This is a genomic window from Paenibacillus sp. FSL L8-0644, assembly GCF_038008165.1.
Classification (GTDB): Bacteria; Bacillota; Bacilli; order Paenibacillales; family Paenibacillaceae; genus Paenibacillus; species Paenibacillus polymyxa_D.
Genome location: NZ_JBBOYN010000001.1, coordinates 1,283,888 through 1,301,852 on the forward strand (window position 1 = coordinate 1,283,888; position 17,965 = coordinate 1,301,852).

General features: G+C 46.7%; 12 protein-coding genes. 8 read left to right on the forward strand and 4 right to left on the reverse strand.

Annotated features, from left to right (window positions below):
- Positions 1-48: 48 nt before the first annotated feature.
- From NSS94_RS05760 to NSS94_RS05775, 4 genes are all read right to left on the reverse strand, one after another.
- Positions 49-1,386, reverse strand: coding sequence for a response regulator transcription factor (locus NSS94_RS05760; protein WP_341038888.1), 1,338 nt, complete (start codon positions 1,384-1,386; stop codon positions 49-51).
- A gap of 4 nt (positions 1,387-1,390) precedes the next feature.
- On the reverse strand, positions 1,391-2,806 hold the full coding sequence (locus NSS94_RS05765; protein ID WP_318627038.1) for a sensor histidine kinase: 1,416 nt from the start codon (positions 2,804-2,806) through the stop codon (positions 1,391-1,393).
- Positions 2,803-3,801 carry a substrate-binding domain-containing protein gene (locus tag NSS94_RS05770; RefSeq protein WP_341038890.1) on the reverse strand — a complete coding sequence of 333 codons (999 nt, stop codon included), beginning with the start codon at positions 3,799-3,801 and terminating at the stop codon, positions 2,803-2,805. The genes NSS94_RS05765 and NSS94_RS05770 overlap by 4 nt, the downstream gene beginning before the upstream one ends.
- 229 nt (positions 3,802-4,030) lie before the next feature.
- Positions 4,031-4,876 (reverse strand): Cof-type HAD-IIB family hydrolase, encoded by an 846-nt coding sequence (locus tag NSS94_RS05775; RefSeq protein WP_029516082.1) that lies wholly within the window; start codon positions 4,874-4,876, stop codon positions 4,031-4,033.
- A 264-nt stretch (positions 4,877-5,140) separates the two neighbouring features.
- Between NSS94_RS05775 and NSS94_RS05780 the strand changes: the two genes are divergently transcribed.
- The 8 genes from NSS94_RS05780 to NSS94_RS05815 all read left to right on the forward strand — a co-directional run bounded on the left by NSS94_RS05780 (position 5,141) and on the right by NSS94_RS05815 (position 17,797).
- Complete coding sequence (locus tag NSS94_RS05780; RefSeq protein ID WP_341040395.1) at positions 5,141-6,640, forward strand: alpha-glucosidase/alpha-galactosidase; 1,500 nt, start codon at positions 5,141-5,143, stop codon at positions 6,638-6,640.
- A gap of 548 nt (positions 6,641-7,188) precedes the next feature.
- Positions 7,189-9,333 carry a glycoside hydrolase family 6 protein gene (locus NSS94_RS05785; RefSeq protein WP_341038891.1) on the forward strand — a complete coding sequence of 715 codons (2,145 nt, stop codon included), beginning with the start codon at positions 7,189-7,191 and terminating at the stop codon, positions 9,331-9,333.
- Positions 9,334-9,509: 176 nt separating this feature from the next.
- The gene (locus NSS94_RS05790) at positions 9,510-10,445 is read left to right on the forward strand and encodes a nucleoside hydrolase (protein ID WP_341038893.1); all 936 of its coding nucleotides are present in this window, start codon (positions 9,510-9,512) and stop codon (positions 10,443-10,445) included.
- Positions 10,446-10,628: 183 nt separating this feature from the next.
- On the forward strand, positions 10,629-13,304 hold the full coding sequence (locus NSS94_RS05795; protein ID WP_341038895.1) for a PAS domain S-box protein: 2,676 nt from the start codon (positions 10,629-10,631) through the stop codon (positions 13,302-13,304).
- Between the two features lie 163 nt (positions 13,305-13,467).
- Positions 13,468-13,857, forward strand: coding sequence for a GntR family transcriptional regulator (locus tag NSS94_RS05800; RefSeq protein WP_029516087.1), 390 nt, complete (start codon positions 13,468-13,470; stop codon positions 13,855-13,857).
- Positions 13,850-14,752: an ABC transporter ATP-binding protein gene (locus tag NSS94_RS05805; RefSeq protein ID WP_029516088.1), complete on the forward strand. Its 903-nt coding sequence runs from the start codon at positions 13,850-13,852 to the stop codon at positions 14,750-14,752. Before NSS94_RS05800 ends, NSS94_RS05805 begins: the two co-directional genes overlap by 8 nt.
- Complete coding sequence (locus NSS94_RS05810; RefSeq protein WP_341038897.1) at positions 14,727-16,823, forward strand: multidrug ABC transporter permease; 2,097 nt, start codon at positions 14,727-14,729, stop codon at positions 16,821-16,823. Before NSS94_RS05805 ends, NSS94_RS05810 begins: the two co-directional genes overlap by 26 nt.
- Before the next feature lie 209 nt (positions 16,824-17,032).
- On the forward strand, positions 17,033-17,797 hold the full coding sequence (locus NSS94_RS05815) for a class I SAM-dependent methyltransferase (protein WP_029516090.1): 765 nt from the start codon (positions 17,033-17,035) through the stop codon (positions 17,795-17,797).
- The last annotated feature ends 168 nt before the right edge of the window (positions 17,798-17,965 follow it).

Consider the following 17,965-nt stretch of genomic DNA (forward strand, 5'->3'; position numbering starts at 1 on the left):
TCGAGCTTAAAAAAATCCATGCCGATGGCCGGCATGGATGAATTTCTACTATTTTTGGCCTTTAAACTCAGTGGGAGGAACGCCCGTTATCTTCTTAAAGACACGGCTAAAATAGTTTGGGTCCTTATAACCCACTTCAAAGCTGATTTCCTTCAGAGCAAGGTTACCCTCCTTGATCAGAGAAATAGCTTTATCAATCCGTAGCCGGGTTACGAAGTCGATGAACGTCTCTCCGTATTCCTGTTTGAAAATTTTACTGAAGTAGTGGGGATTCAAATGGACAAAATCAGCCACTTCTTCCAGCGAAAGCTCATCGTTGAATCGTTCCTCGATATACATTTTCGCTCTGCCCAGCATAGTCAGTGTTTGAACCTCCCGCTGTTCGCGTATCCGTTGCAGTGCTGACATGACGTACGTCTGCTGAAGCATTCCATTCTCCGCTTTGACGGCAAGCACAGAAGCGTTTCCAGCCTCTGACGACTTCAGTTCGTCAAAGTGGCAGTAACCTCCATCCCGCTTGCGTAGGGTGAAGGCAAAAACGGCTTCGAAATAGGACTTGCGAAGTCCTTCCTCGCCGCTATGCAGCGATCCGATTCCAATGGCCGTCTTAATGCCAAGTTGCTGGTGGGCAAGCTCGGAGAGCTGCTGAACGAGGTGTTTAACCAACTGGCGCCAGTCGTTTTCGCTGGTGGCAGGCGGCTTGCATAAAAAAGTGGCTACATGATGGTCGATCAGGGAGCTTACAATGGCATTCGGGCCATGTGTTTTTACATAGCTTCGGAAATGATCGTAAATTTTCTTTTTATCCTGCTCGTCCGGATATCCGTCAAAGGCGGCAATGATGGCGCTTCCCTGATCAAGAGGAAAGTCCAGCCATTCTGATAGCTGGGAAGCGCTCGAATCCACTGTCTGGTCGACCATAAGCATTAAAGCCAGCTCATTTTCTGCGAGCGGCATCAGCTGTGAGATTTTGTGCCTAAGCTCCAATTCTTCCGTACGTGCTCGCTTCTCGCACTCAATTTCTTCAATCAGTCGTTTCAGTGTGCCGATGATCAGTTCTCGCTTCGCCGGCTTCAGAATATATTCTTTTACGCCCAAAGAGAGCGCCTTCTGGGCATAGGCAAAATAATCGTAGGCAGTGACGAGCACGAATCGGGTATCGGGAAGCCGCTCCTTTAATTCACGAAGCGCTGCAAGCCCGTCGATTCCGGGCATATTGATATCCAGAATCGCAATATGGGGACGGTGCTCTTCCGCACATTCAATCGCCATGCGACCGTTGCCAGCATGAATAAACCGGAATATCCCCGGCATCGCCCGTTCCACTGTCAATTCCAGTCCTTCTCTCTCTAAAGCCTCGTCATCCGCGATTAACAACCGATACATCAGTCTACTCACTCTCCTTCTTGACTGGAATTCGTATGGTTATGGTAGTACCTCGTCCGGTACTGCTACTGATTTCAACCATTCCTTCTTTTCCGTAGAACAACTGCAGCCGCCTAAACACATTTTGCATTCCAAGTCCTGTTGAACTGCCACTTTCGACTTCGCCTTCAAGACGGAGCACGGACAGTCGGGTTTCCTCCGTCATACCCTTTCCGTTGTCCGAGATTTCAATTTGTACATCCTCGTTCGCTCGCGACAACGTCAACGTGATAATGGCTCCATCCTCCATATCTGCCACACCATGAAGAAAAGCGTTTTCAATAAATGGCTGGATCGTCAAGGCCGGAATTTGCTGCTGAAGAACGGAAGCGTCAAAGTGCAGATTAAAGAGAATTCTGTCCCGGAAGCGCGCCTGCTGAATGGTCACGTATTCGCGAATATGATCCAGTTCCTCCTGGAGAGTTACGGGTTTGTCCAGCTTTTGCAGACTGTACCGTAGTAGATTGGACAGCGAAACGATCAGGTCGCTGGTTTTCTCCGCCCCTTCCAGGATCGCCAGCTTGGAGAGCACATTTAAGGTATTGAATAAAAAATGCGGATTAATTTGATTTTGCAGAGCCAGAAGCTCCAGTTCCTTCACAAGCCGCCGCATTTCCAGACTCTGTTTATCCTTCTCAATGAGGATACTCAAATCGGCGGACATTTGCGAAATGGCGTCCGACAGTACGCCTAGCTCGTCATCCCGTCGCGGTGGGGGCTTGATATTCAGATCACCTGTAGCGATTCGCTTCGCCAGTCCGACAAGTCTGCCGACAGGGCCAGTAATGCTGCGCGAGATCCAGATTGCAAGCAAAACCCCCATCAGCGCGTTCATGCCGAACAATGCCACTCCTAAAACGTTCATTCGCTCATTTTTGTTCCGAATGTTCTCGATGATCGGCCGGTAATAGGCCAGTTCAGCATCGATCAGTCGCTGTCCCTCCTCATGAATATAGCTGACGGTTTTCTCCGCTTCAATATAATGTTCAAAAGCCGATTGAGGATCTTGTGTATTTGCATCCAGAACTGCGGCTTGTTTCTGTTCAAGAAATGTGGTCAACAAATTCACGTAGTCCTCCTCGGCGAAGGAAGGGTCGGTCGAGTCGGAGACTTCTTGGATTTTGCCTTTCAACTGCATTAATTGGTATTCTGTCGGACCCTGCATAGCCTTATCGTCCCTTGGATTAAGCAGATAGGCATATAGGAGCTTTAAGTTGCTCTCCGCCGATTCGGAGGTTTGCTCGATGAGGAGAATGCGGCCAAGCATTTCATCGTAGCTCTGTTGTACGACCTTTCCGCTTTGGAATACAAAATAAGCGATGATATTGGCGAACACAACTAGAAGAGGGATGAACAGAAGCAGCTTCGTTCTGATCGTCATCGTCTGTCATCTCCGGACATGTTGTCGGGAGTGTCCGCATGCACTTCATATACCCTGGTGTATGTTAATTGCTGGGGATCATTCCCCTTTAGATAATCATTCAGCAATTTTATGGCCTTAGCCCCCATTTCTTCTGGCTGTTGAACAAGGGTCAGTTCGATTTTGCGATCTTTGATCGCTTCCAACGTCTCGGCCATATCGTCAAAAGCGAAAATTTGCAAATTCCGCGCGCCGCGCCGCTCCGAGGCTTCCAGAATGCCAAGGCCGTCCAGCGCACTGAATCCGACCATGTAGCGGATCTGCGGATACCGGGTGAGCATGTTTTGGGCTTGCTGGGCTGCCTGAAGCCGTGAAATATTTGAGGAGCGAATCTCCACAATGTGGAGATTGGGATAGCGGCTGATCACGGAGCGAAATCCGGCAAGCCTAAGTCGCTGATTCTCGACGTGCTCGCTACTGATCATAACTCCAATGTCGCCACGCTCTCCAGAGGCTTTCGCTAACAGCGCGCCCATCTGTTTTCCTGCTCCTTCGTTATCCGTTCCGACGTAAGCCAGCCTTCGGGAGTCCGGTTCGTCCGTATCGATCGCGATGACAGGTATGCCAAGTCCGGCTGCTTTGTCGATTAATCGTCGATACTCCGGATCATTTATCCCTTGAACCAGAATTGCATCCGCCTTGGCAGCGATCGCTTTATCCAGCAGTTTGATCTGCTCGGACGGATTAATGCGGTCTGGACCGATATAATCGAGCCGCATACCGTACTGTTCCGCTTCTTTTCGGGCTCCTTGTTCAATGGACCGCCAGTAATAATTGTCTAGCTCTTGCGATATCAATACCACTTTTGTATCGGAACCCCCGTCGTTTGGTGAAACCGTCTTCAATTGTTCTGCAAATTGGTGGATTTGAAAGGAAGACAGAGTGAACTGAAAGAGCAGCCAGGCAAATAGCAGGAAGACTGGGATAAGGATAAATGTCCATTTACGGTTTGACATGTCTTGCTCCTTTGTAAATATTTAGAGACTTAACTCATTATACAGTAACCAAAGAAGCGTAGGCAGCTATCGCCAGCATAAGCGCGATTATTGAGGAGATGGAAGTCGAGCAGGCACTAAATGAATTCCGTGGAAAGATAGCATTGGAGATAGGCCCCTACCAGTAGGATTAGGACATTTTTAAGTCCAGAAACTGCTTCAGGGGCTTAAGTATATAAAAATAACCTCACTAAATCAGACCATGCTTTTTAAAGCTGTGAAACAGTCCATCTTCATCCACAGCATCCGTAATGTCATCTGCAATGGCTTTGAGGTCCGGTTTGGCATTTCCCATGGCAATTCCTAGTGCACAATATTCAATCATTTCAGCATCGTTCATCCCGTCTCCGATAGCAATGGTGTCTTCTTGGGATCTTCCCAAATGCTCAATAAGCTTTTCAATAGCTACGGCTTTATGAATACCGGGAACCATTAGCTCACCACTGTCTTGCCCGAAAGCAGATACAGTACATTGAATAACCTCAAATTTCCCTGCGAATTCCTTTTTGATTTGTTCAAAAGGAACATTTTTATTTTCCAAAAAACATGCTTTGTTCACGTCACTACGGTACAGGTTGTCCTCTCCTATAGTTAGGCCGGTGATAAAAGGATGCGGGCGTTGTTCTTTTTTTTCTCTGGCTACGGGATCATTGTCCACATCTCCATAGATAAGCCGTTCCACATGGGGCAGAAAGTTTTTACTCGCAAACAGTCCCCCGTTCGATTCCAAATAAAAGTCCAAATCATGTTCATCAAAGTAATCGACCATATGTCTAACATCTTCATCCGATACTTTGTGGTGATATAACATCTCGCCTTCGATTTCTACAAAGCCCCCGCCAGCTCCGATGATCCCGTCAAAACCGACCTCCATGATAAAATCATAAATCTCCGCTTTGGATCGGCCAGTGCATAAATAAATCAGATGTCCGTTCTTTCTCGCTTCGATACATGCTGTTTTTGCAGATTCGGGAATCATACCATCATCATTCACTAGCGTTCCATCTATATCTAAAAAGATAATCTTTTTGTTCATCTTAGGCTGCTCCTTGCTCTCCAATGTTTTCTTTTATGTTACTACATTTACCGCACTTAAAGTACATATTGAACTGAAAAAACACTAGATAGAAAGAGAGAAGTGGGATGGATCAAAATGGAAATGGGAAACCCTCTGATCACGCGAAAGTTAGGATTTTTGACACCTAAATACGAAACTGGTCATGATTTTGATAACGCTTTCCACAGGCCTATTGCTACAATGACGGTATATACCCATTCTAATTACCGGAGGTTGAATGCCGTGTCATTTAAAGTAGCTTTTATTGGAGCAGGAAGCATCGGTTTTACCCGTGGAATTTTGCGAGATCTGTTATCGGTGCCGGAATTTAATGATATTGAAGTGGCTTTTACGGATATCAGTCAGCACAATCTGGATATGGTTACTGAGCTGTGCCAGCGGGATATTCGCGAGAATGGTTTGTCCATACAAATACAGTCCTCTACGGACCGTAAGATAGCTTTAAAGGATGCCAAATACGTCATTTGTACGATCCGGGTTGGCGGGCTGGAGGGCTTTGCAACCGATGTGGATATTCCACTGAAATATGGCGTGGATCAATGCGTGGGCGATACACTGTGTGCAGGAGGGATTATGTACGGTCAGCGTGGTATTGCTGAAATGCTGGCCATCTGCAAGGATATCCGCGAGCTAAGTGCACCGGATGTATTGCTGCTGAACTACTCGAACCCCATGGCAATGATGACGTGGGCCTGTAATAAATACAGCGGTGTGCGTACAATCGGTCTATGTCACGGCGTACAGCATGGGCATCACCAAATTGCCGAGGTGTATGGTCTGGAGAAGCAGGATGTGGACATTGTGTGCGCCGGAATCAATCACCAGACGTGGTACATTCAGGCGTCACATGAAGGCAAGGATCTGACAGCCGGGCTGCTGGAGGCTTTTGAAAAACATCCCGAATATAGCCGTACCGAAAAGGTGCGCATCGACATGCTTCGCCGTTTTGGCTATTACAGCACAGAGTCGAATGGTCATCTAAGTGAATATGTACCTTGGTACCGGAAGCGTCCGAATGAAATTATGGACTGGATTGATCTAGGCAGCTGGATCAACGGAGAAACAGGCGGCTATCTGCGTGTATGTACAGAAGGACGTAATTGGTTTGAAACAGATTTCCCCAACTGGATGAAAGAAGAGCCATTGGAGTACAAGGCGGAAAATCGCGGTGAAGAGCATGGTTCATACATTATCGAAGGTCTGGAAACCGGACGTGTATACCGGGGGCATTTTAATGTCGTTAATAACGGTGTGATTTCCAATTTGCCAGACGACGCGATTATTGAAGCGCCTGGATACGTGGATCGGAATGGTATCTCCATGCCACATGTAGGAGACCTACCGCTTGGTCTTGCTGCCGTCTGCAATGTAAGTATTTCCGTCCAGCGTTTGGCTGTTGAAGCAGCTGTACACGGAGATGATAAGCTGCTACGACAAGCGTTTATGATGGATCCGCTAGTGGGCGCGGTGTGTAATCCGAAAGAAATTTGGCAGATGGTCGATGAAATGCTGGTGGCGCAGGAAGCATGGTTACCGCAATACGGAGCAGCAATTGCCGAGGCGCGTCAACGTCTGGCTGCAGGCGATCTGATTCCAACCCGACCTTATGAGGGAGCAGCACGACTTAAGGTGAAGACGGTTGAAGAAATGCAGTTGGATCGGGATGCCGCCAATAAAAATGCAGGGCAATCCGACAAGGGCAAGGATCGCGAAAAAGTGTAGAACAACAAGAGCAGAGATTGACTTCACAACAATAAAAGGGTGTTTTCACGGTCATGAGGGCCTGAAAACACCCTTTTGCTGTCGATAGATATAACGATTTGGCATAGTTGGCGTGCTGGAGTTTATCATTGTCGATTTAGGCTGACGGAAATTAAAGAATACGGTCTTGCTTTTTATGAATTTGCTCTTTTGCCGTCGATCCTAAATCTCCCGAAAGCTTGTTATAGCAGGGATGTTCAACAAATGAAGAAACCGACTTCAGAAAAAGAGGGGCCTTGATGAACCACTAGGGTGGCAATTCATATGCCTAATTAATAATGTAGTCCTTAATTTATTCAATTTACAGCAGATTTCCAGCTCACTATAATCTAACATAGGAGGTGACAAAAAGGGGAAAATGTGAGCGCATGCACAAATAGAAAGCGCTTACCTTTCGCAACTATGAACGCCACTTTTTTTGGAAAAGTAGAGTAGGCGTAACTCACAATTAATCATGTAACAATCAGGTGCCGACATAGGAAGATTCAACAAAATCCACGGAAAGATAGGTGAAGCAATTGAAAACAAAGCAAGTGCTTCGTAAAAGCATGAAGTATGCTTTTGCGCTATCACTCGTCGCAAGCAGCTTTCTACCAGGTGCAGGATTTACGGATAAAATACATGCAGAATCCCATGTCGATAATCCTTACCAAGGAGCGACAAAATATGTTAACCCTGATTATGCGGCTAGTGTCGACACATCGATTGCCAAGATTACAGATGCGAACCTGAAGGCAAAAATGCAAACGGTCAAAACGTTCCCGACAGCCGTATGGCTTGATCGTATCGCTGCTATTAACGGCGGTGGAGGCAAGCTTGGCCTGGAAGCGCATTTGGACCAAGTATTGGCGCAAAAGAAAGGCAACATGCCGATTACGGCGGAATTCATTGTGTATGATCTGCCCGGACGAGATTGTCATGCCTTGGCTTCCAATGGTGAATTGCCGTTGACTCAGGCAGGTCTGGAAACGTACAAAAAGGATTATATTGACAAAATCGCTTCTATTTTTGCGAATCCCAAATATAAGGATATTCGCATCGTAGCGATCATTGAACCGGACAGTTTGCCAAATCTGGTAACCAATCTGGATACTCCCCAATGTGGACAAGCCAAATCTACAGGAATTTATGAGGCTGGCGTTAAATACACAATGAATAAGCTGAACGAGATTCCGAATGTGTACAAATACGTGGATATCGGTCACTCTGGTTGGTTAGGTTGGGATAACAACCGTACAGCAACGGTATCTCTGTTTACAACTATCTTCAAAGATACTAGCAAAGGTTTGTCCAGTGTGGATGGCTTTATCACGAATACAGCCAATACTTCACCGTTGACAGAACCGAATCTGCCTGATCCCAACCTGAATATTGGCGGGCAGCCGATCAAATCATCCAAATTCTACGAATGGAATCCTAATTTCGATGAATCGGATTTCGCTGAGTCCTTGCATAGAGATTTTGTCAATGCAGGCTGGCCAAGCTCGCTCGGCATGTTAATTGATACCGGCCGTAATGGATGGGGAGGACCTAACCGTCCGACTTCCGCAGTCGGCAATGATATTAACTCCTATGTAAACTCAGGTCGTGTGGACAAACGTTCGCACCGTGGTAACTGGTGTAATAGCAGCGGAGCAGGTATGGGAACGCCGCCACAAACGGCTCCAGCTGGCCATATCGATGCCTATGTCTGGGCGAAACCTCCGGGTGATTCCGATGGTTCCAGCTCACTCATTCCGAACGATGAGGGTAAAGGCTTTGACCGTATGTGTGATCCTACCTATACAACCAAGGATGGCACATTAACAGATGCTTTGCCGAATGCACCTATTTCAGGAGCTTGGTTCCATGATCAGTTTGTGATGCTGGTACAAAATGCGTACCCTGCAATCGTGCCTTCCACTGGTGGTGTGGACCCAGCGCCTACAGCTCCAGCTGTACCGTCTGGCTTAAAGGCCGTAGCTGGTAATGCTCAAGTGACGCTGACTTGGAGTGCGTCTACTGGTGCCGATAGCTACACGGTAAAACGTGCCACTAGCGAAGCAGGTCCTTTTACAGCCGTTGCCCCTCTTGTAACAGAAAGAGAGTACACAGATAAGGGACTGACGAACGGAACAACTTACTTCTATGTTGTAAGTGCTACGAATGCGAAAGGAACAAGTAAGGATTCTGCAACGGTAAGTGCTGAACCTAAAGGTACACCGACTGATCCAACAGAACCAGCGGGTGATCTGGTTGTAATGTACCGGGCCGGGGACACCGACCCAGCGGATAACGCAGTTAAGCCTTTCCTTAACCTGAAAAATAAAGGCACAACACCCGTGAAGCTGAGTGAGCTGAAAATCCGTTACTATTTTACGAAGGATGGCAGCCAAGAGCTGCAATCCACAGTAGACTATGCGCAAGTAGGCAATGATAACGTGCTGCGCACCATTACAGACAACTATATTGAAATTGGTTTCAGTGCTGCTGCCGGCACGCTCGCTGCTGGAGCGCAAACAGGTGATATTCAGATCCGCATGAACAATAGCGACTGGTCTAACCTGAACGAATCCAATGATTATTCCTTTGATCCAACTAAAACCTCTTATGCAGAATGGAACAAAGTAACGTTGTTCCACAATGATAAGCTGGTGTGGGGAATCGAGCCTTAGGATTCGGCTAGAACATGTGCCCCTTGAGTGATTGAAAAGTAGTAAAAGAAGGCTACGGCATAACTGTCGTAGCCTTCTTTTACGTCTTCGAATAAAGAATTTGATGACCAAGGGAATAAGCATTGAAATTGTGTATAATGAAAAAAAGAATGCTGTTTCTACTGTGGAGGGTCATCATGAGCAAAAAGTTAATCTTAGATGTAGATACGGGCATTGACGACGCGCTTGCTATTGCGTACGCGGTCCATTCGCCGGAATTGGAGCTACTCGGTATTACAACCACCTTTGGCAATATCTCGGTGGAGGAGGCAACACGTAACTCACTGATTCTGCTGGAAAAACTAGGGGTAGAGGCTCCGGTCGTGTCTGGGGCTCACAAGCCGTATGCTCGGGAGCTGTTCAAACCTTATTCTCGGCATATTCACGGTGAAGACGGTATTGGCAATCAGTTGAAAGGAGCGCCCTCCCGTCAGGCTGCGTCTGGGGATGCCGCTGATTTTATAATCGGACAGGCTCGTCGCTATGAGGGCAAACTTACCCTGGTAGCTGTGGGACCGCTGACCAATCTTGCGATTGCATTGGATCGCTGTCCCGAATTGCCCCAATTGCTTGAGCGCCTGATCATCATGGGCGGCGCGGTCACAGTGAAAGGGAATGTAACTCCAACGGCTGAAGCGAATATTTACGCCGATCCAGAAGCCGCAGCCTATGTGCTGGGAGCGGGCTTTTCGCTTACGCTCGTCGGGCTGGACGTCACGATGCAGACACTGCTTCCCCAGCAGGATGTGGACAAATGGCGTGAGCAAGGGACCGAGCTGGGCGCGTTTATGGCAGATATGACAGACTTTTATATGGAAGCCTATCGCAATTTCAGACCTGGCATTGCAGGCTGTGCTTTGCATGACCCTTTAGCCGTAGGGTTGGCTATTGACTCCAGTTTTGTGGAGACGCGTCCAATGCACATTGCCGTCGAGGTGGGCGATTCCACCGAGGTTGGTCGCACCCGTGAAATGCAAAATGAGAACGAAGCTCAAGCACTGACTACGGTTGATGTGGCACTTAAAGTCGATGCGGAGCGATTTTTGCGTCATTTTCTTAGCCGGGTGGTATAAATTAGCCGGGTGGTATAAAAAAATAATTCAAAGATTGCCGATGAATCTGCATCGGCAATCTTTTGTGCATACATGTTTAAGGGCTTTCATCTAGAGGTGGACTCACCGCTATAAAAATCCCACGTCATGGTATAATATGTGCAATTGGATAAAACTGCCAGACTACAAAGGAGGAGATTGATTGTGTTTTCTGCTGCTCGACGACTACCTTTGCTGGAACATATGTATAATCATGCCCCGACAGGAATCGTGATTTTGTCGAGGGAAGGGAAGTGCCTGTACGTCAATCCCGCCTTTTGCAAAATGGTCGGATATGAGCAGGAGGAATTACTGGATATCCGATATTACCATCTCTTGTATAAAGAGGCTCAGGATCAGCGAGGGTTGAGGGAGGCTTACGCAGGTTGGCTACAGGCTACGGATCAAGTCTATAAGACAGAGCTACGTTTGAAACATAAACGGGGAACATCCGTCTGGCTATCGCTGGAATTAACCATATTTGATGATGAGGCTACCGAGCAATCATATTTGATTGCGTATGCAATGGATATCACGGAGAAAAAGGACATGGAGCAGGTGCTCTCGGATAATGAGGATTTGTATATGCTGATTACGGAAAATACGCCGGATGTTATCTCATATAGCACGGCGGACGGCATACTCCAATATATCTCTCCTTCGGTGGAAAAACTCTTAGGCTATACGAAACAGGAGATGCTTGGGAAAAAACGATTGCAATTTTACCATGTCGAAGATGCCGATTACATGCGTGTACATGGAATGTTCAAGGAAACAGGCATCATGAAGCGGCGTGTTCGTCATAAGGACGGGCACTATTTGTGGCTAGAAGTATCGTACCGCATTATTCGGGATGAACGGGGCAGAATCAAGCGAGTTCTATCCATCGGACGAAATATCACAGAGCGCCAGAAGAGCGAGGAGAACCTGGCAAAAGCTCAACAGTTGGCGATGTTCGGCTCATGGGACTGGGATCTGGTCAACAATGTTATGCATTTTTCCAAGGAATTTCGCAGCATATTTGGCTATTGTGTCAAGCCGGTTGAAACAAGTATTGACGCGTTCATGGCGGCTGTTCATCCAGAAGATACAGAGCGCATGAAACAGATTATCACCAACGTTATATTGAAGGGAATACACGAAGAGACCTTTTACCGAATTGTATTGCCGAATGGGGAACAAAAGGTACTGCGTTCAATCTGGGAAGCTGAAATGGACGAGCATGCAGGCAAGCCCGTTCAAGTGGTGGGTATGATCCAGGATGTTACAGAGCACTGGGAAATGGAGCAGCGCCTGCGTGAAAGTGAAAACCGCTATAAGTCACTATTTCAGCATAATCCACTCGGGATATGCGCCGTGAATATGGAAGGTCATATCTTAAGTGTGAATCCGAGCTTGGAGGAGCTTACGGGTTATACGAAGGATGAGTTGCTTGGGGCTGACATACTTATCATGGCTTCCTCTGAGGAACAGGATAAAATCAAGCGTCACATGGAGCTGGCCAAGCAGGGTGAGACGCAAACCTATGAATCGGAATTTATACATAAGGAGGGGGAGCGTCTATTTATCAAGATGACGAATATCCCGATTTTCGTGCAAGAGGAAATTGTAGGCTGCTACGGGATTATAGAAAATGTTACCCCTCTCAAAAGCTACATTGCTCAAATTGAGAAGCTCAGTAATGAGCATTCGCTTATTTTGAATGCTGTATCCGAAGGAATTGTGGGTTTAAGTACCGAAGGACATGTCCGCTTTATGAACCCGGCAGCTGTCGAGATGTTCGGCGTAGGATCGGCCAAACCGCTGAATGGCGCATGCATAGACATGATCCGCCATGCTGACGAAATTGGCAGTCATTTTCCGGACGAACAGTCCTCTATTCTTCAAGCGATTCGAAGCGGAGCCTCTTATCAGGCAGAGGAAGCAGTATTTTGGAAAAAAGGCGGGTCCAGCTTTCTGGCCTCCTATCGAATCAGCCCTTTGATGGATAATGGCGAGCGAAAAGGGGCTGTGATGGTTTTTGTAGACAGGACGAATGAAAAGGAGATCATTCGGGCCAAGGAGTCTGCCGAACGCGCCGATCGGGCCAAGTCAGAGTTTCTCTCTGTGATGAGTCATGAGCTCCGTACACCGATGAACGGCATTATAGGTATGGCGGGGTTACTCGCAGATACTGAATTGGATGAGGAGCAGCGTAGCTATATAGACATTATTACCAGTAGCAGTGGTGCTTTAATGCAGATATTGAACGAGATACTGGATTTGAGCAAAATCGAAGCTGGTAAAATGTCTTTGCTGCACGAATCCTTTGTGCTAGATGACGTGGTCGGCAGTGTGGCTGACCTATTCATGACGCAGGCTATGGAAAAAGGCATTGAGCTGGAATGGCATGTGGATCAGGAAATGCCGGGGATGCTGGTCGGTGATCATGTGCGTATTCGACAGGTACTAGTGAATTTGGTGAGCAATGCGATCAAATTTACGGAGCGAGGGCGTGTAAATATCTTTGTGGAGAGAAAGGCTTACAGCCGTCGTAAAAATAGATGCCTGATTGAGTTCAGTGTTACTGATACTGGAATCGGTATTCCAGCAGACCGCCAACATCTATTGTTTCAGCCTTTTTCCCAGCTTCATCCGGCACTGAACCGAAAATATGGAGGGACAGGCCTAGGCTTGTCCATCTGCAAAAACCTGGTCAAGCTAATGGGAGGTTCCATTGGTGTGGATAGCGACGAGGCCAAAGGAGCAACATTCCGGTTCCAGCTGGATCTTAAACTGCCGGAAGGGCAAACGCTTGCCAATATATGCCGTGATCAGCCTTATGATTCAAAGGAAGGCTAAAAAGACATAGCCGTGATGCAGGATGCATCACGGCTATTTTTGTAAGAAATGTTCAAAGAAAAGATTGACAAACTGTTCTAACTGTACTATTAATAATAGTACAGTTAGAACAGTTGAACATGTATAAATGAATTTGAGCCAGTGTTGAAAGGAGGAAGTCCATGTGTTCGAGCTGGATATCCGCAGCCGTAAGCCGATCTACGAACAGCTTATGGAGAAGGTCAAGGAAATGATCATGTACGGATCGCTTCAGCCGGATGAGCAATTGCCTTCTGTACGGGCATTGTCCGCTCAACTTACGGTGAATCCGAATACGATTCAGAAGGCGTATCGCGAGCTGGAACGCGAAGGATATATCTATTCCGTTCAGGGCAAAGGCAGCTTTGTCACGCCTACCCAGCAGCAGCCGCAACAAATGAAGCGGGATGAGATTCGGGTGGCATTGTTAAAACAGATGATCGAAGCTGTCCATTTCGGTTTTACACAGCAGGAAGTGGACGACATATACGTGGAAGCTATGCAAACAAAGGAAAGGGGGATGTCCCTTGATTGAATTAAGGGAAGTCACAAAGACATTTACAGAAGAAAAGGCTGTCGATCAGCTTGCCCTTACGGTAAAGAAGGGCTCCATTTTTGGACTGCTGGGCTCGAACGGGGCAGGGAAAACGACCTTGCTCAAAATCATTGCCGGAATTTACCGACCGGATACTGGCAAGGTGCTAATCGGTGGTCAGCCAGTGTATGAGCAGCCTGAAGTCAAGCAGCACATTCTGTTTTTACCGGATACCCCTTATTTTTTCCCGCAAGCGACAATTCGTCAGATGGCCCGGTTTTACCGCTCCATTTATCCAAGTTGGAGTGAGGAACGCTACACACAGCTTACGGATATTTTCAAGCTGGACCCGAAGCGCAAACTTCACCGTTTTTCCAAAGGGATGAAGCGCCAAGCCGCTTTTTTGCTTGCCTTGAGCTGCATGCCTGAGCTGCTGGTTTTGGATGAACCCATTGATGGTCTGGACCCAGTGATGCGTAGAATGATCAAAAATCTCTTGTTCCAAGAAACCGCTGCACGTGAGATGACCGTCGTGATCTCATCTCATAATTTGCGTGAGATTGAAGACATGTGTGATCATGTCGGCATTATGCACCAAGGTCGGATGCTATTGGAAAAAGAGGTCGATGACCTCAAATCCGATACGCATAAGGTGCAGGTTGCTTTTCGGGACAGCATGCATGAGGAAGCTGTCTGTAGCCAACTTTCGGTCGTACATAAGGAACGAAGGGGCAGTGTTCTGCTGCTTATTATCCGGGGTGAGCGAGAGCGGATTGCGGAGACGATTGAAGCATACGAGCCACATGTGTTCGATTTGCTGCCGTTGACGCTTGAAGAAATTTTCATTTATGAAATGGAGGACGCAGGTTATGACATCCAACCGATTCTTCTGTAGCGGCGGCGTAATTCGCCAATGCCTGAGACAGCATGGCTGGATCGGTCTATTGTACTTGGCGGGGTTATTGTTTACGGTGCCACTGCCACTATTTATGAGTACTGGAAACGAGCGAGTGCCCACGGTTTTGAGAAGCTTGTTCGATAGTACAATCCCAGGAAATGAATTGCAAAATATTATTTTCTTGACTGTGCCTGTGCTGGCGGGCGTGATGTTGCTTCGTTTTATTCAGCGGAAGGGTTCATCAGATTTATACCATAGTCTTCCTTTACGCAGAGAGCATCTGTTATCGGCACATTTAATTAGCGGCCTTATCCTTTTACTCGTACCTATTTGGCTGACCGCGGGAGTAACTGCCCTGCTAAATACGTCGGTTGAACTATCTTATATTTTTTATATCAATGATATTGGATCGTGGGCTTTGGTCGTATCCGTCCTTACGATTTTCCTGTTTACCTTTACCGTGTTTGTAGGTATCTGTGTAGGACAATCGCTGTTGCAAGCTGTTGTAGTGTATGTTTTGCTGTTGTTGCCCTTTTTCTTGTACTCCATGATAAGTCGTTTTCTGGGGCACAATCTATATGGTTACTCTCAGATTTTGGGAACCATTGTTCAGAACGGTAATGGCGTGGGGTTGCGTAGCAGCAATAATATTTGGTATAGTTTATCGCCGTTCGTCCGCATTATGGATTTGTCGAGTAGCGTATTTTCATATGTGGAGCTGCTTATTTATATGGGTGTTTCCTTGCTGTTTGTGATTTTAGGCTATGTGTTATATCGCAAGCGGCTGGTAGAAAAGGCAACACAGGCTATGGCCTTTACTTTCTTTCAGCCCTTTTTTAAGGCAGGGGTCATGTTATGTGCCATGTTGCTGATAGGAGAATATTTTTATAGCACAGGAGGCCAGGGGAGAGATTGGTCAATTTTCGGGTATGTGCTTGGAGCTATTTTAGGTTATATTGCTGTGGAGATGGTCATCCGCAAGACATGGCAAATTGTACGTATTCGCGCTTTGCTGGAGCTGGTTGCATATGGGGCAGTTTTGGGTCTGGCAATGTACATCCCCACGTCTAGTTGGATAGGCTACGAGGAACGGATTCCAACCGCTCATTCAGTCGAGCAAGTCTATGCTGGGCAAAATTTGTATCTGGACGGGGGAGCGACACAGAAAAATCTCTATTTTTCGCAAGATAAAGTTTTTATTGCTGCTGTGCTGAATTTACAGCGTGAGCTTGTAAGTGCACACTCAGTTGGAGAGTCGGCTGGGTTCAATAAAGAACCGCAACAAATGATATCCATTGCCTATCGTTTGGACGATGGTACCATTATGACTCGTAGCTATACATTTCCAGAGCAGCCTTTCCGGGCAGCGCTGGCGAATGTGATGCTGTCTGAGCCTTACAAAACAGTAAGCTACTCACTTGATAAGCTGTATGGTAAAGCGGAGACGATCAGCATTCAATCGGCAGATGATAATGAACGGCGAGTTGTTCTGACTGATCCGGAAGATATTCGTGAATTTGAAGCTGTATTGAAAGAAGAAGTTTTGGGCATGAGCTATAGTGAAATGCAGGCAGGTTCTTACGCGTTGGGGAATATTAATATTGTGAACAAACCTTCATCTATTTTGTCAGAAGAACCAGAGTGGACTCGCACTGTCTCCTTTAATTGGCGTATATCCTTCCACAAGCTGAATGCTTGGCTGGAACGCAAAGGATACGCCGACAAGGTGATTGTCACGTCGAAAGACATTATATCGATTCGAGCTATTCCAATGGTTTCTCAAGAGAAGAAGTCGTATCAGCCCGGTAAGTATATTGAACCAGCGAATTTGTTCAGAATATTGCAGCAGAAGTATAAAGTCACCACAATTGAAGATCCAAAACTTTGGAATACTGTGCTGGATAACCGAAATGACTACAGCTATGATCCACAAGTAGAGAAAGGCACTTATCTGTTCCAAGTTAAAATCAAGTCCATCAGCGGTTCCGGCTTTCATACGATTTATTACTTATTAACCTCAAAAGACATCACACCGGAGCTTGCGAAGGCATTACCGACAGTTCCTTAAGTGGGACAGCATCTGGTTTGGATGGCATATGGACGGAGGTAGATAAACATGGGATGGTTCCGACACGACATATAACAACCTCACCGACGGGCAAGAGCTCCTCCACATTAGAGCTGACATAAAATAGATGTACAGAGAGATACAACGTAGAACATACAGAGAGAAGAGTTCAATAACGTACAGCTCAATGGTGGAGGAGCAAAAATAATATGAAATATACAGAAGATCGTGAATTTCTACAGTTCTTGGAGAATTATAAGCAGTCATTTTCCGGATGGGATTTTTCATTCATCTCGGATACGGGACGTGTGGCGAGCGAGCCCTTGGAATGGTCTTATGTCAGCAAGGCTATGAAGTTTATTCATTCATCCAAGGCGATGCTGGATATGGGAACAGGCGGGGGAGAGCTATTATCTCGGCTACGCCCTTTTCCAGAGATCGTATGTGCGACAGAAGCGTATGCACCGAATGTTCCTATCGCCAAGGAAAGATTGGAGCCGCTGGGTGTGCGCGTTATGGCTATACAGGATGACGATTCCCTTCCGTTTGGCGATGCCGGGTTCGACCTCGTGCTGAATAAGCATGAGTCATTTTCGCCAACGGAGGTACGGCGTATTTTGCGACCAGGTGGGACGTTTTTGACTCAACAGGTAGGGGGCCTAGATTGTGCGGGCATCAACGACCGTTTGGGAGCACCTGATTACGAGTATGCGGACTGGACCCTTTCTCAAGCACTTGCAGGTTTGAAAAGCAATGGCTTCGAAATTTTAGAGCAGCAGGAACAGTTTCCGATACAGCGCTTTTACGATATTGGAGCGATTGTCTATTACTTAAAAGCAATCGAATGGCAGATTACAGACTTTCAGCCGGAGAAATATATAGAACAGCTATATGGTCTGTATTTAGATATTAAACGTGATGGCTATTGGGACGTGAAGCAGCACCGTTTTTTGATCCATGCCAGAGCAATATAAAGAAGATTCGATGACAAAAAGGCCTTTCCCGTGGGGGAGGCCTTTTTTGCCATACGCAGCTTGAGTAATTCATCGCTGGGAAGATCGGATAAGGCTTTTTTTTCCTCCTCTCGTATACTAATCTTTACCATAATTGTACAATGAAGAAGCAATGGCTTACAGTCTCAT

Coding starts and splice junctions, on each gene's coding strand:
- NSS94_RS05760 (WP_341038888.1), bottom strand. CDS start 1,386: ATGTATCGGTTGTTAATCGCGGATGACGAGGCTTTAGAGAGAGAAGGA.
- NSS94_RS05765 (WP_318627038.1), bottom strand. CDS start 2,806: ATGACGATCAGAACGAAGCTGCTTCTGTTCATCCCTCTTCTAGTTGTG.
- NSS94_RS05770 (WP_341038890.1), bottom strand. CDS start 3,801: ATGTCAAACCGTAAATGGACATTTATCCTTATCCCAGTCTTCCTGCTA.
- NSS94_RS05775 (WP_029516082.1), bottom strand. CDS start 4,876: ATGAACAAAAAGATTATCTTTTTAGATATAGATGGAACGCTAGTGAAT.
- NSS94_RS05790 (WP_341038893.1), top strand. CDS start 9,510: ATGAGCAAAAAGTTAATCTTAGATGTAGATACGGGCATTGACGACGCG.
- NSS94_RS05810 (WP_341038897.1), top strand. CDS start 14,727: ATGACATCCAACCGATTCTTCTGTAGCGGCGGCGTAATTCGCCAATGC.
- NSS94_RS05815 (WP_029516090.1), top strand. CDS start 17,033: ATGAAATATACAGAAGATCGTGAATTTCTACAGTTCTTGGAGAATTAT.